The 23,284-nt window shown below is 71.3% G+C and carries 38 protein-coding genes; all 38 read left to right on the top strand.

Annotated elements, in window-relative coordinates:
- The first annotated feature begins 41 nt into the window (after positions 1-41).
- The 38 genes from E1B22_RS03265 (at position 42) to E1B22_RS03080 (ending at position 23,161) form a co-directional block, all read left to right on the top strand.
- Positions 42-293: a ribosomal L7Ae/L30e/S12e/Gadd45 family protein gene (locus E1B22_RS03265; RefSeq protein ID WP_135224548.1), complete on the top strand. Its 252-nt coding sequence runs from the start codon at positions 42-44 to the stop codon at positions 291-293.
- Positions 294-340: 47 nt separating this feature from the next.
- The gene (rpsL, locus tag E1B22_RS03260) at positions 341-715 is read left to right on the top strand and encodes a 30S ribosomal protein S12 (RefSeq protein ID WP_135224547.1); all 375 of its coding nucleotides are present in this window, start codon (positions 341-343) and stop codon (positions 713-715) included.
- A 208-nt stretch (positions 716-923) separates the two neighbouring features.
- Positions 924-1,394 carry a 30S ribosomal protein S7 gene (gene rpsG / locus E1B22_RS03255; protein WP_135224546.1) on the top strand — a complete coding sequence of 157 codons (471 nt, stop codon included), beginning with the start codon at positions 924-926 and terminating at the stop codon, positions 1,392-1,394.
- A gap of 61 nt (positions 1,395-1,455) precedes the next feature.
- On the top strand, positions 1,456-3,552 hold the full coding sequence (gene fusA / locus E1B22_RS03250) for an elongation factor G (protein ID WP_135224545.1): 2,097 nt from the start codon (positions 1,456-1,458) through the stop codon (positions 3,550-3,552).
- A 57-nt stretch (positions 3,553-3,609) separates the two neighbouring features.
- Positions 3,610-4,797 carry an elongation factor Tu gene (tuf, locus tag E1B22_RS03245; protein WP_135224544.1) on the top strand — a complete coding sequence of 396 codons (1,188 nt, stop codon included), beginning with the start codon at positions 3,610-3,612 and terminating at the stop codon, positions 4,795-4,797.
- Positions 4,798-4,833: 36 nt separating this feature from the next.
- Positions 4,834-5,142 carry a 30S ribosomal protein S10 gene (gene rpsJ, locus E1B22_RS03240; protein WP_135224543.1) on the top strand — a complete coding sequence of 103 codons (309 nt, stop codon included), beginning with the start codon at positions 4,834-4,836 and terminating at the stop codon, positions 5,140-5,142.
- 58 nt (positions 5,143-5,200) lie between these two features.
- Positions 5,201-5,851 (top strand): 50S ribosomal protein L3, encoded by a 651-nt coding sequence (rplC, locus tag E1B22_RS03235; RefSeq protein WP_135224542.1) that lies wholly within the window; start codon positions 5,201-5,203, stop codon positions 5,849-5,851.
- 32 nt (positions 5,852-5,883) lie between these two features.
- Complete coding sequence (gene rplD, locus E1B22_RS03230) at positions 5,884-6,522, top strand: 50S ribosomal protein L4 (protein ID WP_135224541.1); 639 nt, start codon at positions 5,884-5,886, stop codon at positions 6,520-6,522.
- Positions 6,522-6,815 carry a 50S ribosomal protein L23 gene (gene rplW / locus E1B22_RS03225; protein WP_207669939.1) on the top strand — a complete coding sequence of 98 codons (294 nt, stop codon included), beginning with the start codon at positions 6,522-6,524 and terminating at the stop codon, positions 6,813-6,815. Before rplD ends, rplW begins: the two co-directional genes overlap by 1 nt.
- 60 nt (positions 6,816-6,875) lie before the next feature.
- Complete coding sequence (gene rplB, locus E1B22_RS03220) at positions 6,876-7,700, top strand: 50S ribosomal protein L2 (protein WP_135224539.1); 825 nt, start codon at positions 6,876-6,878, stop codon at positions 7,698-7,700.
- Positions 7,701-7,815: 115 nt separating this feature from the next.
- Complete coding sequence (gene rpsS / locus E1B22_RS03215; RefSeq protein WP_135224538.1) at positions 7,816-8,100, top strand: 30S ribosomal protein S19; 285 nt, start codon at positions 7,816-7,818, stop codon at positions 8,098-8,100.
- 26 nt (positions 8,101-8,126) lie between these two features.
- Positions 8,127-8,468: a 50S ribosomal protein L22 gene (rplV, locus tag E1B22_RS03210; RefSeq protein WP_135224537.1), complete on the top strand. Its 342-nt coding sequence runs from the start codon at positions 8,127-8,129 to the stop codon at positions 8,466-8,468.
- Position 8,469: 1 nt separating this feature from the next.
- The gene (rpsC, locus tag E1B22_RS03205; protein WP_135224536.1) at positions 8,470-9,144 is read left to right on the top strand and encodes a 30S ribosomal protein S3; all 675 of its coding nucleotides are present in this window, start codon (positions 8,470-8,472) and stop codon (positions 9,142-9,144) included.
- A 3-nt stretch (positions 9,145-9,147) separates the two neighbouring features.
- Complete coding sequence (gene rplP / locus E1B22_RS03200; protein WP_135224535.1) at positions 9,148-9,579, top strand: 50S ribosomal protein L16; 432 nt, start codon at positions 9,148-9,150, stop codon at positions 9,577-9,579.
- Positions 9,569-9,790 (top strand): 50S ribosomal protein L29, encoded by a 222-nt coding sequence (gene rpmC / locus E1B22_RS03195; protein ID WP_135224534.1) that lies wholly within the window; start codon positions 9,569-9,571, stop codon positions 9,788-9,790. Before rplP ends, rpmC begins: the two co-directional genes overlap by 11 nt.
- Before the next feature lie 8 nt (positions 9,791-9,798).
- Positions 9,799-10,116 carry a 30S ribosomal protein S17 gene (gene rpsQ / locus E1B22_RS03190; protein ID WP_135224533.1) on the top strand — a complete coding sequence of 106 codons (318 nt, stop codon included), beginning with the start codon at positions 9,799-9,801 and terminating at the stop codon, positions 10,114-10,116.
- Between the two features lie 36 nt (positions 10,117-10,152).
- Positions 10,153-10,521 (top strand): 50S ribosomal protein L14, encoded by a 369-nt coding sequence (gene rplN, locus E1B22_RS03185; protein ID WP_135224532.1) that lies wholly within the window; start codon positions 10,153-10,155, stop codon positions 10,519-10,521.
- Between the two features lie 66 nt (positions 10,522-10,587).
- Positions 10,588-10,914 (top strand): 50S ribosomal protein L24, encoded by a 327-nt coding sequence (gene rplX / locus E1B22_RS03180; RefSeq protein ID WP_135224531.1) that lies wholly within the window; start codon positions 10,588-10,590, stop codon positions 10,912-10,914.
- A 113-nt stretch (positions 10,915-11,027) separates the two neighbouring features.
- A complete protein-coding gene (gene rplE / locus E1B22_RS03175) occupies positions 11,028-11,579 on the top strand; it encodes a 50S ribosomal protein L5 (protein WP_135224530.1) in 552 nt (183 codons plus the stop codon).
- 12 nt (positions 11,580-11,591) lie between these two features.
- Positions 11,592-11,777, top strand: coding sequence for a type Z 30S ribosomal protein S14 (locus tag E1B22_RS03170; RefSeq protein ID WP_135224529.1), 186 nt, complete (start codon positions 11,592-11,594; stop codon positions 11,775-11,777).
- Between the two features lie 33 nt (positions 11,778-11,810).
- Positions 11,811-12,209, top strand: a complete 399-nt coding sequence (gene rpsH / locus E1B22_RS03165) for a 30S ribosomal protein S8 (protein ID WP_135224528.1) — start codon at positions 11,811-11,813, stop codon at positions 12,207-12,209.
- Positions 12,210-12,294: 85 nt separating this feature from the next.
- Entirely contained in the window at positions 12,295-12,843 is a 549-nt protein-coding gene (gene rplF / locus E1B22_RS03160) for a 50S ribosomal protein L6 (protein WP_135224527.1), read from the top strand.
- A gap of 32 nt (positions 12,844-12,875) precedes the next feature.
- Positions 12,876-13,250, top strand: coding sequence for a 50S ribosomal protein L18 (rplR, locus tag E1B22_RS03155; protein ID WP_135224526.1), 375 nt, complete (start codon positions 12,876-12,878; stop codon positions 13,248-13,250).
- Between the two features lie 24 nt (positions 13,251-13,274).
- Positions 13,275-13,784, top strand: coding sequence for a 30S ribosomal protein S5 (rpsE, locus tag E1B22_RS03150; protein WP_135224525.1), 510 nt, complete (start codon positions 13,275-13,277; stop codon positions 13,782-13,784).
- A gap of 49 nt (positions 13,785-13,833) precedes the next feature.
- Positions 13,834-14,280, top strand: coding sequence for a 50S ribosomal protein L15 (gene rplO, locus E1B22_RS03145; protein WP_135224524.1), 447 nt, complete (start codon positions 13,834-13,836; stop codon positions 14,278-14,280).
- 1 nt (position 14,281) lies between these two features.
- The gene (gene secY / locus E1B22_RS03140) at positions 14,282-15,550 is read left to right on the top strand and encodes a preprotein translocase subunit SecY (protein WP_135224523.1); all 1,269 of its coding nucleotides are present in this window, start codon (positions 14,282-14,284) and stop codon (positions 15,548-15,550) included.
- Between the two features lie 240 nt (positions 15,551-15,790).
- Entirely contained in the window at positions 15,791-16,441 is a 651-nt protein-coding gene (locus tag E1B22_RS03135) for an adenylate kinase (protein ID WP_135224522.1), read from the top strand.
- On the top strand, positions 16,438-17,193 hold the full coding sequence (gene map, locus E1B22_RS03130) for a type I methionyl aminopeptidase (protein WP_135224521.1): 756 nt from the start codon (positions 16,438-16,440) through the stop codon (positions 17,191-17,193). Before E1B22_RS03135 ends, map begins: the two co-directional genes overlap by 4 nt.
- A 132-nt stretch (positions 17,194-17,325) precedes the next feature.
- Entirely contained in the window at positions 17,326-17,643 is a 318-nt protein-coding gene (locus tag E1B22_RS03125; RefSeq protein WP_135224520.1) for a KOW domain-containing RNA-binding protein, read from the top strand.
- A 4-nt stretch (positions 17,644-17,647) separates the two neighbouring features.
- Positions 17,648-17,872, top strand: a complete 225-nt coding sequence (gene infA, locus E1B22_RS03120) for a translation initiation factor IF-1 (protein WP_135224519.1) — start codon at positions 17,648-17,650, stop codon at positions 17,870-17,872.
- Between the two features lie 93 nt (positions 17,873-17,965).
- Positions 17,966-18,079 carry a 50S ribosomal protein L36 gene (rpmJ, locus tag E1B22_RS03115; RefSeq protein WP_006902861.1) on the top strand — a complete coding sequence of 38 codons (114 nt, stop codon included), beginning with the start codon at positions 17,966-17,968 and terminating at the stop codon, positions 18,077-18,079.
- A gap of 16 nt (positions 18,080-18,095) precedes the next feature.
- Positions 18,096-18,476 (top strand): 30S ribosomal protein S13, encoded by a 381-nt coding sequence (gene rpsM, locus E1B22_RS03110; RefSeq protein WP_135224518.1) that lies wholly within the window; start codon positions 18,096-18,098, stop codon positions 18,474-18,476.
- Positions 18,477-18,495: 19 nt separating this feature from the next.
- On the top strand, positions 18,496-18,918 hold the full coding sequence (gene rpsK, locus E1B22_RS03105; RefSeq protein WP_135224517.1) for a 30S ribosomal protein S11: 423 nt from the start codon (positions 18,496-18,498) through the stop codon (positions 18,916-18,918).
- A 45-nt stretch (positions 18,919-18,963) separates the two neighbouring features.
- Complete coding sequence (locus tag E1B22_RS03100; protein ID WP_135224516.1) at positions 18,964-19,911, top strand: DNA-directed RNA polymerase subunit alpha; 948 nt, start codon at positions 18,964-18,966, stop codon at positions 19,909-19,911.
- Between the two features lie 98 nt (positions 19,912-20,009).
- Positions 20,010-20,351, top strand: coding sequence for a 50S ribosomal protein L17 (gene rplQ, locus E1B22_RS03095; protein WP_135224515.1), 342 nt, complete (start codon positions 20,010-20,012; stop codon positions 20,349-20,351).
- A 44-nt stretch (positions 20,352-20,395) separates the two neighbouring features.
- Positions 20,396-21,376: an energy-coupling factor transporter ATPase gene (locus E1B22_RS03090; RefSeq protein WP_135224514.1), complete on the top strand. Its 981-nt coding sequence runs from the start codon at positions 20,396-20,398 to the stop codon at positions 21,374-21,376.
- A gap of 4 nt (positions 21,377-21,380) precedes the next feature.
- Positions 21,381-22,373, top strand: coding sequence for an energy-coupling factor transporter ATPase (locus E1B22_RS03085; RefSeq protein WP_135224513.1), 993 nt, complete (start codon positions 21,381-21,383; stop codon positions 22,371-22,373).
- Positions 22,370-23,161: an energy-coupling factor transporter transmembrane protein EcfT gene (locus E1B22_RS03080; RefSeq protein ID WP_135224512.1), complete on the top strand. Its 792-nt coding sequence runs from the start codon at positions 22,370-22,372 to the stop codon at positions 23,159-23,161. Before E1B22_RS03085 ends, E1B22_RS03080 begins: the two co-directional genes overlap by 4 nt.
- The last annotated feature ends 123 nt before the right edge of the window (positions 23,162-23,284 follow it).

The following is a 23,284-nucleotide window of genomic DNA, read 5'->3' as shown; positions in this document are numbered from 1 at the left end:
GCCCGGCGGGCGGCCGGTCGCACGAAGGAGGGCCAGCGCGGATGTCCCTGGATCGCCTGCGGGCGGCCCGGCGCCGCACCGTCGGCACCAAGCAGACCCTGAAGGCGGTCCTGCGGGGCGAGGCGGTGCGGGTGTACGTGGCCCGGGACGCCGAGCCCCACGTGGTGCGCGACTTGGTGCAGGCGTGCCAGGCGCGCGGCGTCGAACTGGAGTACGTCGACACCATGCGCGAACTGGGCAGTGCGTGCAAGATCAAGGTCGGGGCCGCCTCCGCCGCCATCCTTGAGGAGTGAGGGCGGCCTGCGGCCGCGGGATCGCCGATGGGAAGGAGGTGACGGGCGTGCCGACCATCAACCAGCTGGTGCGCAAGGGACGACAGCGGGTGGTCCGCCGGACGGGCGCGCCGGCGCTGCGCGGGAACCCGCAGAAGCGCGGCGTGTGCCTGCAGGTGCGCACGACGACGCCCAAGAAGCCCAACTCCGCCTTGCGGAAGATCGCCCGAGTGCGCCTGACCAACGGCATCGAGGTGACGGCCTACATCCCTGGCGAGGGCCACAACCTCCAGGAGCACTCGGTGGTGCTGGTCCACGGCGGTCGCGTCAAGGACCTGCCGGGCGTGCGCTATCAGATCATCCGCGGCGCGCTGGATGCGGCCGGGGTGGAGAAGCGCCGCCAGGGGCGGTCCAAGTACGGGGCCAAGCGGCCCAAGTCCTGACGCTCTCGGCTGAACCACGGCTCGCGGGAAGCGGGCGGCCCGGGCCGGCGCTCGCTTCCGGGCGCATCCTCGCCGCCGGCGGCCCTGCCAGCGCGGGGCGGGTTCGTCCCCGAACCCGGCGAGGAATTTTTTACGCCCGGAGCGGGCGTCGCCGCATGTCACGGCGGGCCGCGGGTGGCACGAGGGGTGGCACGAAAGGAGGAGGGGCATGCCCAGGCGAGGCAGGGTGCCACGGCGTCCGATCGATCCGGATCCCGTGTACGGCAGCGAGCGGGTGGCCCGACTGATCAACAAGGTGATGTGGGACGGCAAGAAGAGCCTGGCGCAGCGCATCGTCTACCAGGCCTTCGAGCGGGTCAAGGAGAAGACGGGCCGCGACCCGCTGGAGGTGTTCGAGCAGGCGGTGCGCAACACGATGCCGGTGCTGGAGGTGCGGCCGCGGCGGGTGGGCGGCGCCACGTACCAGGTGCCGCTGGAGGTGCGGCCCGAGCGCCGGCTGTCCCTGGCGCTGCGCTGGATTGTGGAGTACGCGCGCCAGCGCCACGAGCGGACAATGGTGGAGCGCCTGGCCAACGAGCTGATCGACGCCGCCAACAACACGGGCGGTGCCGTGCGGCGCAAGGAAGAGGTGCACCGCATGGCGGAAGCCAACCGCGCCTTCGCCCACTACCGCTGGTGAGCAGGGGCGGCCGTCCGGGGCGGACCGGACGGCCGGGCGCGGCGGAGGAAGGAGGGACGACATGCCCCGGGAGTATCCCCTCGAGCGGACGCGCAACATCGGGATCGCCGCCCACATCGACGCGGGCAAGACGACCACCACCGAGCGCATCCTGTACTACACCGGTCGCGTGCACCGCATGGGCGAGGTCCACGAAGGCGCCGCCACCATGGACTGGATGGTGCAGGAGCAGGAGCGCGGCATCACCATCACCAGCGCCGCCACCACCTGCTTCTGGCGGGACCATCGGATCAACATCATCGATACGCCCGGGCACGTGGACTTCACCGTGGAGGTGGAGCGGTCGCTGCGCGTCCTGGATGGTGTGATCGCCATCTTCGCGGCCCGCGGCGGCGTCGAGCCGCAGTCCGAGACGGTGTGGCGCCAGGCCAACAAGTACCGGGTGCCCCGCATCGCCTTCGTCAACAAGATGGACGTGGTGGGCGCCAACTTCTTCCGGGTCCTGGACCAGATGCGGGAGCGCCTGGGCGCCAACCCCGTGGCCATCCAGCTGCCCATCGGGGTCGAGGACAGCTTTCGCGGCATCGTCGACCTGGTGGAGATGAAGGCCATCTTCTACCGGGACGATCTCGGCACCCGCTACGAGGCGGAGGAGATCCCCGCCGACATGCGGGAACAGGCCGAGGAGTACCGGGAGAAGCTGCTGGAGGCCGTGGCCGAGATCGACGAGGGGTTGATGGTCAAGTACCTGGAGGGTGAGCCCATCTCCGCCCAGGAGATCCGCGCCGCCCTGCGCCAGGGCACCATCAACCTCCAGCTGGTGCCGGTGCTGTGCGGCACCGCCTACCGCAACAAGGGCGTGCAGCCGCTGCTGGATGCGGTGGTGGACTACCTGCCGTCGCCCCTGGACATCGCCGCCGTGCGGGGGATCGACCCGAAGACCGGCCAGGAGGTCGAGCGCAAGGTCAGCGACGATGAGCCCTTCGCGGCCCTGGTCTTCAAGATCATGACGGACCCGTACGTCGGCAAGCTGGCCTTCTTCCGCGTCTACTCCGGCCACCTCAAGGCCGGCAGCTACGTCTACAACAGCAACAAGGGGCGGCAGGAGCGGATCGGCCGCATCGTGCGGATGCACGCCAACTACCGCGAAGAGGTGGACGAGGTCTGGACCGGCGACATCGCGGCGGCGGTCGGCCTCAAGGACACCATCACCGGCGAGACGCTGTGCGACCCGAACGCGCCCATCGTGCTGGAGTCCATGGAGTTCCCGGAGCCGGTGATCTCGGTGGCCATCGAGCCCAAGACCCAGGCCGACCAGGACAAGCTGGGCGAGTCCCTCAACAAGCTGGCGGAGGAGGACCCGACCTTCCGGGTCCACACCGACGAGGAGACGGGCCAGACCATCATCTCCGGCATGGGCGAGCTGCACCTGGAGATCATCGTCGACCGGCTCATGCGGGAGTTCAAGGTCGCGGCCAACGTGGGCAAGCCGCAGGTGGCGTACAAGGAGACCATCACGCGGCCGGCCCGGGCCGAGGGCAAGTACATCCGACAGACGGGCGGCCGCGGCCAGTACGGCCACGTGGTCCTGGAGATCGAGCCCCTGGAGCCGGGCGGCGGATTCGAGTTCGTCAACAAGATCGTCGGCGGCGTGGTGCCCAAGGAGTACATCCCGGCGGTGGAGGCCGGCGTCCGGGAGGCCATGCAGAACGGCATCCTGGCCGGCTACCCCGTGCTCGATGTGCGGGTGTCGCTGGTGGACGGCTCCTACCACGAGGTGGACTCCTCGGAGATGGCCTTCAAGATCGCCGGTTCCATGGGCTTCCGCAACGCCGCCCTGCAGGCGGGCCCGGTGCTGCTGGAGCCCATCATGAAGGTCGAGGTCGTCGTCCCGGAGGCGTACATGGGCGACGTCATCGGCGACATCAACGCCCGGCGGGGCCGGGTGGAGGGGATGGAGCCCGAGGCCGGCGGCCTGCAGGTGATCCGGGCGCTGGTGCCGCTGGCCGAGATGTTCGGCTACGCCACGGACCTGCGGTCCAAGACCCAGGGGCGCGGCACCTACACGATGCAGTTCAGCCACTACGAGCAGGTGCCGAAGAACATCGCCGATCAGATCATCGAGGCCCGGAGCGACCGGGCACGGGCCGCGCGCTGAGGCGACGCACGCCGGCGCGGTGACGGACGAACCGACGACGAGGGAGGCGTTCCGGCGATGGCCAAGGCGAAGTTCGAGCGGACGAAGCCGCACGTGAACGTGGGGACGATCGGGCACGTGGACCATGGGAAGACGACGGTGACGGCGGCGATCACGAAGGTGTTGTCGAAGCAGGGGAAGGCGCAGTTTGTGGCCTACGAGCAGATCGACAAGGCGCCGGAGGAGCGGGAGCGGGGGATCACGATCGCGACGGCGCACGTGGAGTACGAGACGGACAAGCGGCACTATGCGCACGTGGACTGTCCGGGGCACGCCGACTACGTCAAGAACATGATCACGGGCGCGGCGCAGATGGACGGCGCGATCCTGGTGGTGAGCGCGGCGGACGGGCCGATGCCGCAGACGCGGGAGCACATCCTGCTGGCGCGGCAGGTGGGCGTGCCGTACATCGTGGTGTTTTTGAACAAGGTGGACATGGTGGATGATCCGGAGCTTTTGGAGCTGGTGGAGCTGGAAGTGCGGGAGCTTTTGAGCCAGTATGACTTCCCGGGCGATGAGGTGCCCGTGATCAAGGGGTCGGCGCTGAAGGCGCTGGAGGGCGATCCGGAAGCGGAGCAGGCGATCTTGGAGTTGATGAAGGCGGTGGACGAGTACATCCCGACGCCGCAGCGGGATGTGGATAAGCCGTTCCTGATGCCGGTGGAGGACGTGTTCTCCATCACGGGGCGCGGGACGGTGGCGACGGGTCGTGTGGAGCGCGGCCGCGTGAAGGTGGGCGACGAGGTGGAGCTGGTGGGGTTTGCGGACAAGCCGAAGAAGACGGTTGTGACGGGCGTGGAGATGTTCCGGAAGGTCTTGGACGAGGCGGTGGCGGGGGACAACATCGGGTGCTTGTTGCGGGGCTTGGACAAGGACGAGGTGGAGCGGGGGCAGGTGTTGGCGAAGCCGGGGTCGATCAACCCGCACAAGAAGTTCGTGGGGAACGTGTACGTGCTGAAGAAGGAGGAGGGCGGGCGGCACACGCCGTTCTTCAACGGCTACCGGCCGCAGTTCTACTTCCGGACGACGGACGTGACGGGGGAGATCCAGCTGCCGGAGGGCGTGGAGATGTGCATGCCCGGGGACAACGTGGAGATGACGGTGGAGCTGATCACCCCCATTGCCATCGAGGAGGGGCTGCGGTTCGCCATCCGGGAGGGCGGCCGCACCGTCGGCGCCGGCGTCGTCACCAAGATCCTCGAGTGAGTCCGGTTGGTCCGGCGACGCAAGGGGGGATGAACCATGGCCCGGCAGAAGATCCGGATCAAGCTGCGGGCGTTCGACCACAGCGTGCTCGACCAATCGGCCGAGAAGATCGTGGAGACGGCGCGGCGCACGGGCGCGAAGATCTCCGGCCCCGTGCCGCTGCCCACGGAGCGCAGCGTGTTCACCGTGCTGACCGCGCCCAACGGGGAGAAGGACCACCGCGAGCAGTTCGAGATGCGCACCCACAAGCGCCTGATCGACATCATCGACCCGACGCCCAAGACCATCGACGCCCTGCGGCGGGTCGACCTGCCCGCCGGCGTGGACATCGAGATCAAGCTCTGAGCCGTCGCGGGCGCCGCGCCGCGGGTCGGGGACAGCACGGCGAACGGAGGTGCAACCCATGGGCGTCGGCCTGTTGGGTCGCAAGCTGGGCATGACGCAGATCTTCGACGACGAGGGCCGGGCGGTGCCCGTCACCGTCATCCAAGCCGGGCCGTGCGTGGTGGTGCAGACCCGCACCAAGGAGCGGGACGGCTACCGCGCCGTGCAGCTGGGCTTCGGCGAGATCAAGCCGCGCAAGGTCAACAAGCCGATGGCCGGCCACTTCCGGAAGGCGGGGGTCGAACCGGTGCGGGTGCTGCGCGAGTTCCGGGTCGACGACGACGAGCCGCTGCCGGAGGTGGGCCAGCAGGTCACCGTGGACCTGTTCAAGGCGGGCGAGTACGTGGACGTGACGGGCACCTCCAAGGGCAAGGGGTTCCTGGGGCCCATCGCCCGGCACGGCTTCGGCCGGGGACCGATGAGTCACGGCTCCAAGTACCACCGGGGGCCCGGCTCGCTGGGGCCCTCCACCGACCCCGCGCGGGTCTTCAAGGGCCGCAAGATGGCGGGCCGCGCCGGCCACCAGCGGGTGACGGTGCGGGGCCTGCAGGTGGTGCGGGTCGACCCGGAGCGCAACCTGCTGCTGGTGAAGGGCGCCGTCCCCGGGCCCCGGGGTGGCCTGGTGGCCATCCGCAAGACCAACGTGCCGCGCAAGGCGCGGTTGGCCTGAGCTCGGGAGGGCGGCGAAAGGAGGACAACCCCATGCCGAGGGTGGCGGTCTACAACACCCAGGGCGAGCGGGTCGGGGAGATCGAGCTCAGCGAGACCGTCTTCGGGGCGCCGATCCGGGAGGCGCTGATGCACCAGGCGGTGGTCCGCTACCTGGCCAACCAGCGCCGGGGCACGGCGGCCACCAAGACGCGGGGCATGGTGTCCGGCGGCGGGCGCAAGCCGTGGCGCCAGAAGGGGACCGGCCGGGCCCGCCAGGGCAGCATCCGGGCGCCCCACTGGCGCAAGGGCGGCGTCGTGTTCGGCCCGCAGCCGCGGGACTACAGCCAGGCGATGCCCAAGAAGGCGCGGCGGGCGGCGCTGCGCTCCGCCCTGTCGGCCAAGGTGGCCGACGGGGAGCTGATCGTCCTCGAGGGGCTCAAGGACCTGGGTCTGGAGCGGCCGCGGACGCGGGAGATGGCCGCCCTGATCCGGCGCCTGGACCTCGAGGGCAAGCGACCGCTCTTCGTCCTGGCCGAGCCGGACAAGACGCTGTACCTATCCGCGCGCAACCTGCCGGGGGTTGACACCGAGACGGTCGACCGGCTCAACGTCTACAAGGTGTTGCGCCACGGCCACGTGGTGCTCGCCCGGGAGGCGGTGGACCGGGTGGAGGAGGTGCTGGGGGCATGATCACCGATCCCCGCGACATCATCCTGCGCCCGGTGATCACGGAGAAGAGCATGGAGCAGCTGGCGCAGAACAAGTACACCTTCCTGGTGCACCCGAAGGCCAACAAGACCATGATCAAGCGCGCGGTGGAGGAGATCTTCAAGGTCAAGGTGCGCAAGGTGAACACCGTCCGGGTGCGGGGCAAGCTGCGCCGGGTGGGTCGCTACGCCGGCTACCAGCCCGACGCCAAGAAGGCCATCGTCACCCTGGCGGAGGGGCACCGGATCAAGGAGTTCTTCGAGGACGTGTCCTGACGGACGCACCAGGTGGAGCGGGCGCCGGCGACGCCGGCCGCCCGAAGGGGGCATCGAGCCATGGCGATCCGCAAGTACAAGCCCACGTCCCCGGGCCGGCGCCAGATGACGGTGCTGGACTACAAGCAGCTGATCACCCGGGACGAACCGGAGAAGTCGCTGCTGGCGCCGTTGAAGAAGAAGGCCGGCCGCAACGCCCAGGGGCGCATCACCGTGCGCCACCGCGGCGGCGGGCACAAGCGGCGGTACCGGATCATCGACTTCAAGCGCGACAAGGACGGCGTGCCGGCCAAGGTGGCGTCCATCGAGTACGATCCGAACCGGACCGCCTTCATCGCCCTGCTCCACTACGCCGACGGGGAGAAGCGCTACATCCTGGCGCCCGTCGGGCTGAAGGTGGGCGATACGGTGATGTCCGGTCCCGACGCGGACATCCGGCCGGGCAACGCCCTGCCCCTGCGCCACATCCCGGTGGGGACCACGGTGCACAACGTGGAGCTCAAGCCGGGCAAGGGGGGCCAGATCGCCCGGGCGGCGGGGGCGGAGGTCCAGGTGGTGGCCAAGGAGGGCGACTACGCCCACCTGCGGCTGCCGTCGGGCGAGGTGCGCCTGGTCCGCCTGGAGTGCAAGGCGACCATCGGTCAGGTCGGCAACCTGGACCACGAGAACGTGACCATCGGCAAGGCCGGCCGCAGCCGTTGGCTGGGGCGCCGGCCTGCGGTCCGCGGCTCGGCGATGAACCCCGTGGACCATCCCCACGGCGGCGGCGAGGGCAAGGCCCCCATCGGGCGCCATCCCGTGACCCCGTGGGGCAAGCCGGCCCAGGGCAAGAAGACCCGTCGCAAGAAGCCCTCGGACCGCCTGATCGTCCGGCGGCGGAAGTAGCCGGCCGGTGCGCTGGAGGCGGAGGCGCGGCCGCGGCACCGCGGCGCCGCCCCTGGGGCGGCCGAGGGTGGCGGGGCGGCGCGGTCCGGCCCGCGGACAAGGAGGTGCAGTCTGCGTGGGGCGCTCCCTGAAGAAGGGGCCGTACGTGGACCCGAAGCTCTTGAAGAAGATCCGGGCTCTCAACGAGAAGAACCAGCGCCGGGTCATCCGCACCTGGTCGCGGGACAGCACCATCGTGCCCGAGATGGTGGGGCACACCATCGCGGTCCACGACGGCCGCAAGCACGTCCCGGTCTACATCACGGAGGACATGATCGGCCACAAGCTGGGTGAGTTCGCGCCCACCCGCACCTTCCGCGGCCACGCCGACAAGACGGAGCGGCAGGCCCGGGTGCGGTGAGGGCGAGCCGCGAAGGGGGGAACGCCATGGAGGCCCGGGCGGTGGCACGGTTCGTCCGGGTGTCGCCGCGCAAGGCGCGCCAGGTGATCGACCTCGTCCGCGGCAAGCCCGTGGGCGAGGCGTTGACGTTGTTGCGGTACACACCGAAGAAGGCTGCGCGCATCGTGGAGAAGGTGGTGCGCTCGGCGGTCGCCAACGCCACGAACAACCACGACATGGACGAGGATCGGCTGTACATCACCAAGGCGTACGTGGACGAGGGGCCGCGCCTCAAGCGCTGGCGCCCGCGGGCCCGGGGACGGGCCTTCCCCATCCGCAAGCCCACCAGCCACGTGACGGTGATCGTGGCGGAGAGGAAGGAGGGGTAAGGTGGGGCAGAAGACGCACCCGAAGGGGTTTCGGCTCGGCATCATCCGGGATTGGGACTCGCGCTGGTATGCGCGGCGCCAGGAGTTCGTCGACCTGCTCCTGGAGGATCACAAGATCCGCCAGCACATCAAGAAGCGCCTGTACGACGCCGGCATCTCCCGGGTGGAGATCGAGCGGGCGGCCAACCGCATCCGCCTCACCATCCACGCGGGCAAGCCGGGGATGGTGATCGGCAAGGGCGGTACCGGCGTCGAGGCGCTGCGCCAGGACCTGGAGCGCATGACCGGCCGCCAGGTGGCGATCAACGTGGTCGAGGTCAAGGAGCCTGAGCTGGACGCCCAGCTGGTGGCGGAGAACATCGCCGCCCAGATCGAGCGACGCATCTCCTGGCGGCGGGCGATGAAGCAAGCCCTGCAGCGGGCGATGCGGGCCGGCGCCAAGGGCTGCAAGATCCGCGTCTCCGGGCGCCTGGGCGGCGCCGAGATCTCCCGCAGCGAGTGGACGGCGGAGGGGTCCGTGCCGCTGCATACCCTGCGCGCCGACATCGACTACGGCCAGGCCGAGGCGTTCACCACCTACGGCCAGATCGGCGTCAAGGTGTGGATCAACCGCGGGGAGGTCCTGCCGGGGGCCCAGCGGGCCACGGCCGAGCAGGGCGCCCAGGGAGGCCGATGAGCCATGTTGATGCCCAAGCGCGTCAAGTGGCGCAAGCAGCATCGCGGCCGGATGCGGGGCGTGGCCCAGCGCGGCAACACGGTGACCTTCGGCGAGTACGGCCTGCAGGCCCTGGAACGGGGCTGGGTCTCCGACCGCCAGATCGAGGCGGCGCGCGTGGCCATGACCCGTCACCTCCGGCGCGGCGGCAAGGTGTGGATCAAGATCTTCCCGGACAAGCCGGTGACCAAGAAGCCCGCCGAGACCCGCATGGGCGGCGGCAAGGGCAGCCCCGAGTACTGGGTGGCGGTGGTCAAGCCCGGGCGCGTGCTCTTCGAGATCGCCGGGGTGCCGGAGGAGACGGCCCGCGAGGCGATGCGGCTGGCCTCCCACAAGCTGCCCATCAAGACGAAGTTCGTCACCCGCGCGGTGGGTGGTGAGGCCCATGAAGGCTAGGGAGCTCCGCGAGCTGTCCGACGAGGAGCTGGCGAAGAAGCTGCGCGAGCTCAAGGAGGAGCTCTTCAACCTGCGCTTCCAGGCCGCCACCGGGCAGCTGGACAACCCCATGCGCCTGCGCCAGGTGCGGCGGGACATCGCTCGGGTGCAGACCATCCAGCGCGAGCGGGAGCTGGCCGCCCTGCGGGACACCGGTAGCGAAGGGAGGTAGTCCGGTCCATGGCCCAGGAACGGGGGAAGCGCAAGACGCGGGTCGGCGTCGTCGTGAGCGACAAGATGGACAAGACCGTGGTGGTGGCGGTGGAGCGGCTGGTGCCCCACCCCCTCTACGGCAAGCGCATCCGCCGGACGAAGAAGTTCATGGCCCACGACGAGAACAACGAGTGCCGCGTGGGCGACAAGGTGCGGATCATGGAGACCCGTCCGCTGAGCCGGCACAAGCGGTGGCGGGTGGTGGAGATCCTGGAGCGGCCGAAGCTGGCCCTCATCGAGGAGGCCGCGGAGGAGCCGGTGGAGGACCAGCAGCCTCCCGCATGAGGCCCGCACGACGGCGCCGGAAGGAGGTGTTGGCGGATGATCCAGCCCCAGTCGCGCCTGGTCGTCGCGGACAACACCGGCGCCAAGGAGATCATGGTCATCCGCGTCCTGGGCGGTTCGGCGAAGCGGTACGGGAACATCGGCGACGTGGTGGTGGCGTCGGTCAAGTCCGCAACGCCCGGGGGCGTGGTCAAGAAGGGCGACGTGGTGCGGGCGGTGGTGGTCCGCACGCGCCACGGATTGCGGCGTGAAGACGGTTCGCACATCCGGTTCGACGACAACGCGGCCGTGATCCTGCGGGATGCCCACGAGCCGCGGGGCACGCGCATCTTCGGTCCGGTGGCCCGCGAGCTGCGGGATCGACAGTTCATGCGCATCATCTCCCTGGCGCCCGAGGTGCTGTGAGCCGGCGGACGCCGGCGGTCGACGCCCTGCGGGCGCACGCGGGAGGGCGCGGGAAGGGGATCCCCCATGGCGCGCAAGATGAGCATTCGCAAGGGTGACACCGTCCTGGTCATCTCCGGCAAGGACGCCGGTAAGAAGGGCAAGGTGCTGCGGGCGCTGCCCGCCGAGGAGCGGGTGGTGGTGGAGGGCGTCAACATCGTCAAGCGCCACCAGCGGCCGCGGCCGGGCGTGGTGCAGAGCGGCATCATCGAGAAGGAGGCGCCGATCCACCGGTCCAACGTGATGCTGGTCTGCCCGCGGTGCGGCCGGCCCACCCGCGTGGCCAAGAAGCAGCTGGACGACGGGCGCCGGGTCCGGGCGTGCAAGAAGTGCGGCGAGGTCATCGATCGCTGAGGCCTTGCCGGGGCCCGGCCGGGTTCGTCCGCGGTGGAGGGCGGCAGGCATCGTGAGGCCGGCGCGAACGGCCGGGAGCCACCGGCGCGGCGCCGGCGGGGGAGGGCAAGTCCATGGCCACCGTGGTCACCAATCTGAAGGAGAAGTACGAGAAGGAAGTGGTCCCGGCGCTGATGGAGCGCTTCGGGTACACCAGCATCATGCAGGTCCCCCGGATCGAGAAAATCGTCATCAACATGGGCGTGGGGGACGCCATCCAGAACCCGAAGCTGCTGGACAGCGCCGTCAAGGAGCTGGCGCTGATCACCGGCCAGCGGCCGATGGTCACCCGGGCGAAGAAGTCGATCTCGGCCTTCAAGGTGCGCAAGGGCATGGCCATCGGCTGCAAGGTGACCCTGCGCAAGCAGCGCATGTGGGACTTCTTGACGAAGCTGATCTTCCTGGCGCTGCCGCGGGTGCGCGACTTCCGCGGGCTCGACCCCGACAGCTTCGACGGACGGGGCAACTACACCCTGGGACTGCGGGAGCAGCTGATCTTCCCGGAGATCGACTACGACGACATCGAGAAGGTGCGCGGGATGGACGTGACCATCGTCACCACGGCCGAGACCGACGAGGAGGCCCGCGAGTTGCTGCGCCTGCTGGGCATGCCGTTCCGCCAGTGAGGAGGTGGGTCCATGGCGCGCAAGGCGCTGATCGTCAAGGCCAACCGGGAGCCGAAGTACGCGGTGCGCAAGCGCAACCGCTGCAAGATCTGCGGCCGGCCCCGGGCGTACATGCGCCGCTTCGGCCTGTGCCGGCACTGCTTCCGGCAGCTGGCCCATCGCGGCGAGATCCCGGGCGTCAAGAAGGCCAGCTGGTGAGCTCCCGGCGTGGCGGGAAAGGGGGTTCTGCCCATGACCATGACCGACCCCATCGCGGACATGCTGACGCGCATCCGGAACGCGAACATGGTGGGGCATGAGCGGGTCGACGTGCCGGGATCGAAGATCAAGCGGGCCATCGCCGACATCCTCAAGCAGGAGGGCTACATCCACGACTACCAGTGGATCGACGACGGCAAGCAGGGCGTGATCCGCATCTTCCTCAAGTACGGGCCGGGCAAGAAGCGGGTCATCCAGGGGCTGAAGCGCATCTCCAAGCCCGGCCGGCGGATCTACGCCAGCAAGGACCAGATCCCCCGCGTGCTGGGCGGGCTGGGGATCGCGGTGCTGTCCACGTCCCGCGGCATCATGACCGACAAGCAGGCCCGCGCGGAGGGTGTCGGCGGCGAGGTGCTGTGCTACATCTGGTGAGCGCCGCGGGGCGAGGGCCCGCGGGATCGCCGGCACCGGTCGGGCGCGGGAGGCGCGGGAATCTGCCGAGCGGGAGGTGGATCGCGTGTCGCGGGTTGGCAGGAAGCCCATCCCCATCCCCCAGGGGGTGCAGGTGACCGTCGAGGGCAACGTGGTGCGGGTCAAGGGACCCAAGGGGCAGCTGGAGCGCACCATCCCCGCCGGCCTGGAGGTGGCGGTGGAGGACGGCCAGGTGGTGGTGCGCCGTCAGGACGACGAGCGCCAGCGTCGCGCCCTGCACGGCCTGTTCCGCACCCTGGTGGCCAACATGATCACCGGGGTGACCCAGGGCTACGAGCGCTCCCTGACCCTGGAGGGCGCGGGCTACCGCGCGTCCAAGCAGGGGCGCAAGCTGGTCATGAGCCTCGGCTACTCGCACCCGGTGGAGTACGTGCCGCCGGAGGGCATCGAGATTGAGGTGCCGGCGGCCAACACCGTGGTGGTGCGGGGCATCGACAAGGAACTGGTGGGCAACGTGGCGGCGACCATCCGGGCCAAGCGGCCCCTCAGCCGGTTCCGCTACGCCGACGGTCCGCGGGGCATCCGCTACACCGACGAACGGGTGGCCCTGCGGCCGGCCAAGACGGGCAAGTAACGCTGGTCGCGAAGGGACGGGGTGTCCGGAACATGGCGCGGAAGCCCAAGACGCGGGAGGAAGCCCGCCAGCGCCGGCACCGGCGGGTTCGGAAGAAGGTGTTCGGGACGCCGGAGCGCCCGCGGCTCAACGTCTATCGCAGCCTGAAGCACATCTACGCCCAGGTGATCGACGACGAGGCGGGCGTCACCCTGGTGGCCGCGTCCACCGTCGAACCCGAGCTGCGCGAGGCGGTGGGCGGCTACGGCGGGAACGTGGAGGCGGCCAAGGTGGTGGGGCGGGCCATCGCCCAGCGGGCGCTGGCGCGCGGCATCACCAAGGTCGTCTTCGATCGCGGGGGCTACCGGTACCACGGGCGGGTCAAGGCGCTGGCCGAGGCGGCCCGGGAGGCGGGTCTGCAGTTCTGATCCCAGCCGGAAGGAGGGGACGGCGTGGCGCGTCATCGCAGGCGGCAGCAGGACGGTGACGAGCTGCAGGAGCGGCTGGTGGCCATCAATCGCGTATCCAAGGTGGTCCAGGGCGGCCGCCGCTTCAACTTCAACGCCCTGGTGGTGGTTGGCGACGGCAACGGCCGGGTGGGCGTCGGCATGGGCAAGGCGGCGGAGATCCCGGATGCCATCCGCAAGGCCGTGCAGAAGGCCAAGAAGAACATGATCGAGGTGCCCCGGGTGGGGACCACGATCCCCCATCCCGTGGTGGGCGAGTTCGGGGCCGGGCGGGTGCTGATGAAGCCGGCGGCGCCGGGGACGGGCGTCATCGCCGGCGGCCCCGTGCGGGCGGTGATGGAGGCGGCCGGCATCCGGGACGTGCTGACCAAGTCGCTGGGCTCCAACAACCCGGCCAACGTGGTGTACGCCACCATGGAGGGCCTGAAGTCGCTGCGCAGCGCCGAGGAGGTGGCCCGGCTGCGGGGCAAGCCGGTGGAGGAGCTCATCGGCTGACGGAGCCTGGGCCGGGTGCCGGTCGAGTCGGACGACGGGGGTAGGGAGCATGGCAGGCTTGCACCAGCTGAAGCCGGCGCCGGGTGCCCGCCGCCGCCCCAAGCGGGTGGGCCGCGGCATCGGCTCCGGTCACGGCAAGACGGCGGGACGGGGCACCAAGGGACAGAAGGCGCGCTCGGGTGGCGCCAAGGGGCCGGGCTTCGAGGGCGGGCAGATGCCCCTGCACCGGCGCATCCCCAAGCGCGGCTTCACCAACGCGCCCTTCCGCAAGGAGTACGCCGTGATCAACGTGGAGGACCTCAACCGCTTCGAGCCGGGCACGGAGGTGACCCCCGAGCTCCTCCAGGAGCACGGCCTGATCAAGAAGGGCCGGGATGGCGTCAAGGTGCTCGGCGACGGCGAGATCAAGGTGGCCCTGACGGTGCGGGCCCACAAGTTCAGCGCCTCGGCCCGTGCCAAGATCGAGCAGGCGGGCGGCCGGGCCGAGGTGATCTGACATGCTGGCCACCCTGGGCCGCGCCATCAAGATCGGCGACCTGCGCGCCCGCATCCTCTTCACGCTGGCGATGCTGCTGGTGTTCCGCCTGGGGGTGCACGTGCCCACGCCGGGCGTGATCCCCGAGCGCGTGGCGCCGCTCTTCGCCACGGGCTCGATCTTCCAGCTGCTGGACCTCTTCGCCGGCGGCGCGCTGGCCACGGTGTCCGTGTTCGCCATGAGCATCACGCCCTACATCAACGCGTCGATCATCGTCCAGCTGCTGACGGTGGTGATCCCGCGGCTGGAGGAACTGGCCAAGGAGGGCGAGGAGGGGCGCCGCCGGCTGACCCAGCTGACCCGCTACGGCACCGTGGTCATGGCGCTGCTGCAGGCGGGTGGCATCGCCTACTACCTGCACCGGGCCGGGGCCCTGGAGTGGCCGGGCTTCCCCGGGATGGCCGTGGTGGCCATCACGCTGACCGCCGGCACCGTGCTGCTCATGTGGATCGGCGAGCAGATCACGGAGAACGGCATCGGCAACGGCATCAGCCTGCTGATCTTCGCCGGCATCGTCTCGCGGCTGCCCCATGGCCTGGTCACCCTGACGGAGATGTGGCGGGCCGGGTCGGTGACGCTGTTCCAGATCCTGTTGCTGGTAGTGCTCGGCCTGGCGGTGATCGTCGCCGTGGTGTGGGTGACCGAGGGCCAGCGGCGCATCCCGGTGCAGTACGCCAAGCGCGTGGTGGGGCGACGGATCTACGGCGGCCAGAGCACCCACATCCCCATCCGGGTCAACCAGGCGGGCGTGATCCCGGTGATCTTCGCGGCTTCCCTGGTGGCCCTGCCGCTGACGGTGGCCGGGTTCTTCCCCCAGGCGGGGTGGTCGCAATTCATCGGCCGCTGGTTCGGCTGGGGCACGCCGCTGAACACCGTCATCTACTTCTGGCTGATCGTGGGGTTCACGTTCTTCTACACGGCGATCACCTTCAACCCCCAGGACATCGCCGACAACCTGCGCAAGTACGGCGGCTACATCCCGGGCCTGCGGCCCGGCCGGCCGACCGCCGAGTACCTGGCCCGCGTGGTGACCCGCATCACGGTGGCGGGGGCGCTGTTCCTGGCGCTGATCTCCGTGCTGCCGCTGCTGGTCCGCGGGGTCACCCACATCGCCACCGTGTACTTCGGCGGCACCGCCCTGCTGATCGTCGTCGGCGTGGCCCTCGAGACGATGAAGCAGATCGAGGCCCACCTGCTGATGCGGCAGTACCAGGGCTTCATGAAGCGGTGAGAGCCGCCGACCGGACGAACCGGCCCCGGGCCGGGGTCCGGGCCAGGCCGGCGGCGCGGTCCAGGGGGCGCGCTGCTCCCGTCGGATCGCCCCCGGGGCCCCCGGGCGCTGGGCCGCGCGGCCGGCCATGCGGCGGCCGACGGCGGTCCGGACCGCTCGGCAACGCGCCCGGCCGCGGCCGCCGCGGGGCCGACCGGGACCGGCGGCGTTGGCCGCCGGCCAGCGGTGGGGAGGGGTAACGTGCGCTGGATCTTTCTCGGCCCGCCGGGGGCGGGCAAGGGGACGCAGGCGGCACGGCTGGCCCAGCGTGCCGGGGTGCCGCAGATCGCCACGGGCGACATGTTCCGCGCGGCGGTGCGCGAGGGGACGCCTCTGGGCCGCGAGGCCAAGCGGTACATGGACGCGGGCCAGCTGGTGCCCGACCACGTGACCCTGGGCCTGGTGCGGGAGCGGCTGGCGCAGCCGGACTGCCGGGCCGGGTTCCTCCTGGACGGGTTTCCGCGCACGGTGGCCCAGGCCGAGGGGCTGGAGGCGGTGCTGGCCGAGCTGGGCGTGGGGCTGGACGGCGTCCTGTACTTCGACGTCCCCGACGCCGTGGTGGTTGAGCGCCTGAGCGGTCGCCGCGTCTGCCCTGCGTGTGGCGCCACCTACCACGTGCGCTTCGATCCGCCGCAGGTGGAGGGCCGCTGCGACCGCTGCGGCGCCGAGCTGGTCCAGCGGCCCGACGACCGCGAGGAGACGGTGCGCCAGCGGCTGGAGGTCTACCGTCGCCAGACCCAGCCGCTGGTCGACTACTACCGGGACGCCGGCCTGTTGCACACCGTGGCGGCCGACCGCCCCATCGCCGAGGTGGAGGCGGAGATCGCGCGGATCACGGGGGTCGGTCGATGATCGAGCTCAAGTCCCCGCGGGAGATCGAGTTGATGCGCGAGGCGGGACGCATCGTGGCGGCGGTGCTGCGGGAGCTGGCGTCGGCGCTGCGGCCCGGCATCACCACCGCGGACCTGGACCGCTTGGCGGAGCGGCTGATCCGCGAGGCCGGCGCCGAGCCGGCCTTCAAGGGCTATCAGGGGTTCCCCGCCAGCATCTGCACGTCGATCAACGACGAGGTGGTCCATGGCATCCCCAGCCCCCGCCGGGTGATCCGGGAGGGCGACGTGGTCTCCATCGACGTCGGGGCGCGCTATCACGGCTATCACGGCGACTCGGCGGCCACCTTCGCCGTCGGGGCGGTGTCTGCCGAGGCACGCCGCCTCTTGGAGGTCACGCGCCGCTCGCTGGAGGCCGGCATCGCGGCGGCGCGGCCGGGGCACCGGGTGGGCGACGTTGGGCACGCCGTCCAGCAGGTGGTGGAGGCGGCCGGCTTCTCGGTGGTGCGGGACTACGCCGGGCACGGCATCGGCCGGGCGATGCACGAGGACCCGCAGGTGCCCAACTACGGCCAGCCCGGGACGGGTCTGCGGCTGCGGCCGGGACTGGTGTTGGCCATCGAGCCGATGGTCAACGCGGGCGGTCCCGCCGTGCGCACCGACCCCGACGGCTGGACGGTGCGCACCGTGGACGGCAGCCTGTCGGCCCACTTCGAGCACACCGTGCTGATCACCGAGGGCGAGCCGGAGGTGCTGACCGCCGGCGCCTTCTAGGCCCATGGACGGACGAACCCGCCCGGCGGGGGACGATGCCGACGGGTGGCGTGGGCGGCCTGGGGAGGCGTCGGGGCGGAATCTTGAGGCGCTGGACTGGCGATACTATAAATTGTGGCCGGAGGTGGCCCCGTGCACGAATCCATCGGGCAACTGGTCACATCCCGTGCTGGGCGCGACCGCGGCCGCCCCTATCTGGTCGTGGCCGTGCTGGACGACCGGTTCGTCCTGGTGGCCGACGGCGACCTGCGGCCGGTGGACCGGCCGAAGCGCAAGAACGTGCGTCACCTGGTCTTCCACCGGGCCTGGGCGCAGGAGATCCGGGAGCAGCTGGCGGCCGGCAAGCGACCGGCCAACGCCGAGCTGCGCCGCGCCCTGACGGCCCTGGTGGAGGCGTACTTCGGGGAGCGGGAAGACGAGGACGGGAAGCCGGAGGTGCAAGGGGGGTGAGGCCGTGGCACACAAGGAGAACGTGGTCGAGGTCCAGGGGACGGTGGTCGAGCCCTTGCCGAACGGCATGTTTCGTGTAGAATTGGATAATGGCCATAAAGTGATGGCCCACGTCTCGGGCAAGATCCGCATGCACTTCATCCGCATCCTGCCCGGCGACCGGGTAACCCTGGAATTGTCCCCGTACGATCTCACCCGGGGGCGCATCACCTATCGCCACCGGAGTTGACCCGGGCGGTTGCGATCCGAGGTCGCGAACGGAGGGCAGCGAGGGCTGGCTCCGTCCCCCGGGCGGGGCGGCGCCGCGAGGAGGCTTCCATCGATGAAGGTTCGTCCGTCGGTCAAGCGCATCTGCGACAAGTGCAAGATCATCCGCCGCAAGGGCAAGGTGCGGGTGATCTGCGAGAACCCCAAGCACAAGCAGGTGCAGGGTTGAGCCTGGAGGTGTTCGGATGGCCCGCATCGCAGGCGTCGACCTGCCGCGCGACAAGCGCGTCGAGTACGCGCTTCCTTATATTTATGGCATCGGTCTGTCTCGTAGCCGGGAGATCCTGGCCAAGGCGCGGGTCAACCCCGACACCCGGGTGCGGGATCTGACGGAGGATGAGATCAACCGCCTGCGCGCCATCATCGAGCGCGACTACAAGGTGGAGGGCGAGTTGCGCAGCGAGGTCCAGCGCAACATCAAGCGGCTGATCGACATCGGCTGCTACCGCGGCTTGCGCCACCGTCGGGGTCTGCCGGTGCGCGGGCAGCGGACCAGGACCAACGCCCGGACGCGCAAGGGGCCGCGCCGCACGGTGGCGGGCAAGAAGCGTCCGGGGAAGAAGTGAGGCGCGAGGAGGCTGACCCATGGCACGAGGGGGCGCACCGCGCCGGGGTGGCCGCCGCGGAGCGGCCACCCGGCTGCGCCGCAAGGATCGGAAGCACGTCGAGCGCGGTATCGCGCACATCCGATCCACGTTCAACAACACCATCGTCACCATCACCGACGTGGAGGGCAACGCCATCGCCTCCGGGTCGGGCGGGACCAACGGCTTCACGGGCTCGAAGAAGGGCACGCCCTACGCCGCCCAGCTCGCCGCCGAGCAGGCGGCGCGCGAGGCCATGGAGCACGGCATGCGCGAGGTGGAGGTGTGGGTGAAGGGTCCGGGGCCGGGTCGGGAGGCGGCCATCCGCTCCCTGCAGGCCACGGGCCTGGAGGTGACCGCCATCAAGGACGTCACCCCCATCCCCCACAACGGGTGCCGCCCGCCGAAGCGGCGCCGCGTCTAGGCCGGCGCGAGCCCGCTGTCGGCGGCTCGACAGGAGGGCGGAGCCATGAACGAGATGGAGAAGCCGACCATCGAGACCGCGGAGATCAGCGACGACGGCAAGTACGGCCGATTCGTGGTCGAGCCGCTGGAGCGCGGGTACGGCATCACCCTGGGCAACGCCATGCGTCGGGTCCTGCTCTCGTCCTTGCCCGGCGCGGCGGTGACCAGCATCCGCATCGAAGGGGTGCTGCACGAGTTCTCCACGATCCCCGGGGTGGTGGAGGACACGACGGAGATCATCCTCAACCTCAAGGAACTGGCGATCAAGATGCACACCGATGAACCCCAGATCCTGCGCATCGAGGCCCAGGGTGAGGGGGGGGTGCGGGCGGCGGACATCATCACGCCTCCCGAGGTGGAGATCGTCAACGGGGACCACCTGATCGCCACGCTGGAACACGACGGTCGGCTGTTCATGGAGATGACGGTCAAGCGCGGGCGCGGCTACGTCCCCGCCGATCGCAACAAGGACCCCGACCGCAGCATCGGCGTGATCCCCGTCGACTCGATCTTCACGCCGATCCGCAAGGTCAACTTCCAGGTGGAGAACACCCGGGTCGGCAAGATCACCGACTACGACCGGCTGACCCTGGAGATCTGGACCAACGGCACCGTGGCGCCCGACGAGGCGGCCAGCCAGGCGGCCCGCATCCTGACCGACCACCTGGCGCTGTTCCTCGGCCTGACCGACCAGTCCCGCGGCGCCGGCGCGGATGCGGCCAAGGAGGACGACGAGCGGGCGAAGCTGCTGGAGATGAGCATCGACGAGCTCGACCTCTCCGTGCGCTCGTACAACTGCTTGAAGCGGGCCGGCATCAACACCATCGGGGAGCTGGTGGAGAAGACGCCGGAGGACATGATGCGGGTCCGCAACCTGGGCAAGAAGTCGCTGGAGGAGATCGAGGAGAAGCTGGCTGCCCTGGGGCTCTCGCTGAAGCAGCCGGAGGACTGAGCAGCGGGGGCGGCGCGGCGGCGCCGCACGATGGCGTGCGGGCCGGCCGCTCCGAGGCGTGGCCCCGGCCCGGGGCAGGCGGCAGGAGGGAATGGGCGATGGGCCACAAGTCGCGGTTGAACCGGCCGACGGATCAGCGGCAGGCCATGGTGCGCAACCTGGTGACGTCGCTGTTCATCCACGAGCGCATCGAGACCACGGTGACCCGGGCGCGGGAGGCCCAGCGCCTGGCGGAGCACCTGATCACCCTGGCCCGCCGCGGCGACCTGCACGCTCGCCGCCAGGCGGCCGCGGTGCTCTACGACAAGCAGGTGCTGAAGAAGCTGTTCGACGTCATCGGGCCGCGCTACAGCGACCGGCCCGGCGGCTACACCCGCGTACTGAAGCTGGAGCCGCGCCGCGGGGACGGCGCGCCCATGGCGCTGCTGGAGCTGGTGTGAGCCCCGGCGGTCCCGCCCGGCGCGGCGGTGGAGGGCCCGGCGCCGTGACGGGGGACGCGTTCATCCAGATCCGACAGGTCCACTTCGTGTACCACCCCGGCCAGCCGGATGCCGTCGAGGCCCTGCGGGGCATCGACCTGGAGGTGCGCCGGGGTGAATTTTTGGCCGTGGTCGGCGCCAACGGCTCCGGGAAGTCGACCCTCGCGCGGCTGCTCAACGGCCTGCTGCTGCCGACCCGGGGCGAGGTGCGGGTGGCGGGCCGGTCCACCGCCGATCCCGCGGCCCGGGGAGAGATCCGGCGCCTGGTGGGCATGGTCTTCCAGAATCCCGACAACCAGCTGGTGGCCCCCACCGTGGAGGAGGACGTGGCCTTCGGGCCGGAGAACCTCGGGCTGCCGCGGGACGAGATCGCCCGCCGCGTGCGGCGGGCGCTGGAAGCGGTGGGCCTGTGGGAGCGGCGCGCCGATCCACCCCACCGGCTCTCGGGGGGCCAGAAGCAGCGGGTCGCCCTGGCCGGGGTCCTGGCCATGGAACCGGCGTGCCTCGTGCTGGACGAGGCCACCGCCATGCTGGATCCCGCCGGACGGGCGGAGGTCCTCGACGCCGTCACCCGGCTGCACCGGGAGCAGGGGATCACCGTGGTGCTGATCACCCACTTCCTCGAGGAGGCGGCCCGCGCCCAGCGGGTCGTCGTGATGCACCGGGGGCGCGTGGTGGCCGGGGGCCCGTCGGCGGAGGCGTTCGACGGCCCCGACTGGCTGGAGGCCGTGGGGTTGGCGGCGCCGCCCATGGGGCGCCTGGCCGACCGCCTGCGTCGCCGCGGGTGGCGCCTGCCCTCCGGCATCGTCACCGTGGAGCAGCTGGTGGCGGCCCTGCTCCGCCCGGGGTCGCCGGCGCCCGGCGCCGGCGACCTCGGGGGCGGGTCGGCAGCGCCCGGGTCAGGGGGGCCGGGCATGGGGCAGCGAGGGGGAGGACCCGCCGCCGCGGCCCGCAACCCGGCCGCCGGCGGGGTGGGGGGCGGGTGAGGCCGTGGGGATCCAGGTGGAGGGGCTCCATCACGTCTACGGCGCCCCCGGGTGGGCCCACCGCGAGGCGCTCCGCGGCGTCGACCTCGCCATCGCCGACGGGGAGCGCGTGGCCATCATGGGGCCCACGGGGAGCGGCAAGTCCACCCTGGTGCAACACTTCAACGGCCTGCTGCGCCCGACCCGCGGCCGGGTGGAGGTGGACGGGATCGACCTCTGGGCGCCCGGCCCCGATCGCGACGATCGCCTGGCCGAGGCGCGCCGGCGGGTCGGGCTGGTCTTCCAGTTCCCCGAGCAGCAGCTGTTCGCCGAGACGGTGTGGGACGACATCGCCTTCGCCCCGCGCAACCTGGGCTGCGACGAGGCGGAGGTCGCCGCGCGGGTGGAGCGGGCGATGGCGCTGGTGGGCCTGGACCCCGACCTGGGCCGGCGCTCGCCCTTCAGCCTCAGCGGGGGGCAGATGCGGCGGGTGGCCATCGCCGGGGTCCTGGCCATGATGCCGCGGGTGCTGGTGCTGGACGAGCCCACGGCCGGCCTCGACCCGCGCGGAAGGCAGGCCCTGGTCGAGCTGTTGCGCCGGCTCCACCGGGAATCGGGGATCGCCGTGGTGCTGGTCTCCCACGACGTGGACGAGGTGGCCGCCGTGGCCGAGCGGGTGGTGCTCCTGCGCGACGGCCGCATCGAGGCCGACGGGCCCGTCGAGGCCGTCCTGGCCGATGCCGACCTGCTCGCCCGCTGCCGCCTGACCCCGCCGGCCACCGTTCGGCTGCTGGACGAACTGGCCCGCCGGGGGGTGCCGGTGAACCGCGCCCGAGTCGACCTGGACGCGGCCGAGGCGGAGCTGGTGGCGGCGGCCCCCTTCCTGCCCGCCGCGCCCCCCGTTGCGGGGGACGGGCCGCGGCGCCGGAGGGGGGATCGCGGGCCCTCGGGGCCCGCATCGCCACCCGCGCCGCGGGACGACGGCAACCGCGTGCCGCGGCGGGAGGGGTCGCCGTGATCCCCGAACCCGTGCTGGGCCAGTACGTCCCCGGGGACAGCCCCCTGCACCGGCTGGACCCGCGCACGAAGGTGGTGCTCCTGGCCGCCTACTCCCTCGTCCTGTTCCTGGTGCGACAGTGGGCGGCGTACGGCGTGCTGGCCGGGTTCGTCCTGGGCGCGGCCGTCCTGGCGCGGCTGCCCCTGGCCGGTGTCCTCGGCGGGATGCGGCCGATGCTGTGGCTGGTGGGCCTGACCCTGGTCCTCAACCTGGTGGCGGTGCCGGGTGACCCGCTCCTGACCCTGGGCCCGCTGGTGGCGACGCAACAGGGCCTGGAGCTGGGGCTGCGCCTGGCCGTGCGCCTGCTGCTGCTGGTGACCGCCGCCGCGTTGCTCACGCTGACCACCTCGCCCATCGCCCTGACCGACGGCCTCGAGGCCTTGCTCCGGCCGCTGGGGCGCCGGGTCCCCGCCCACGAGCTGGCGATGATGATGACCATCGCGCTGCGCTTCATCCCCACCCTGGCGGAGGAGGCGGAGCGCATCATGAAGGCGCAGATGGCGCGGGGAGCCCAGTTCCACCGGGGCGGTCCCCTGCGGCGGCTGCGGGCGCTGGTGCCGCTGCTGGTCCCGCTCTTCGTCGGCGCCTTCCGGCGCGCCGACGAGCTGGCCCTGGCCATGGAGGCCCGCGGCTACCGGGGTGGGGCCGGCCGGACGCGCTACCGCGAGCTGCGGGTGGGTCGCCGGGATGCCGCGGCGGTGCTGCTGACCGCGCTGGTCTTGGGCGTCGCCCTCCGTTGGGGACGCTAGCGCCCATGGGACGAACCGGCGCGGCCCACCGCGCTCCGCGGGCCCCGTCGCCGCCGGCTCACACCGCGCGGGCCGCAGGGGCCCTCGGTCGCCGCGGGCCGTGCCGCCGACCCGCGGATCCCA

Origin of the sequence: Thermaerobacter sp. FW80, assembly GCF_004634385.1 — a bacterium.
GTDB lineage: Bacteria > Bacillota > Sulfobacillia > Thermaerobacterales > Thermaerobacteraceae > Thermaerobacter > Thermaerobacter composti.
This window is presented reverse-complemented; position numbering and strand designations above follow the sequence as displayed.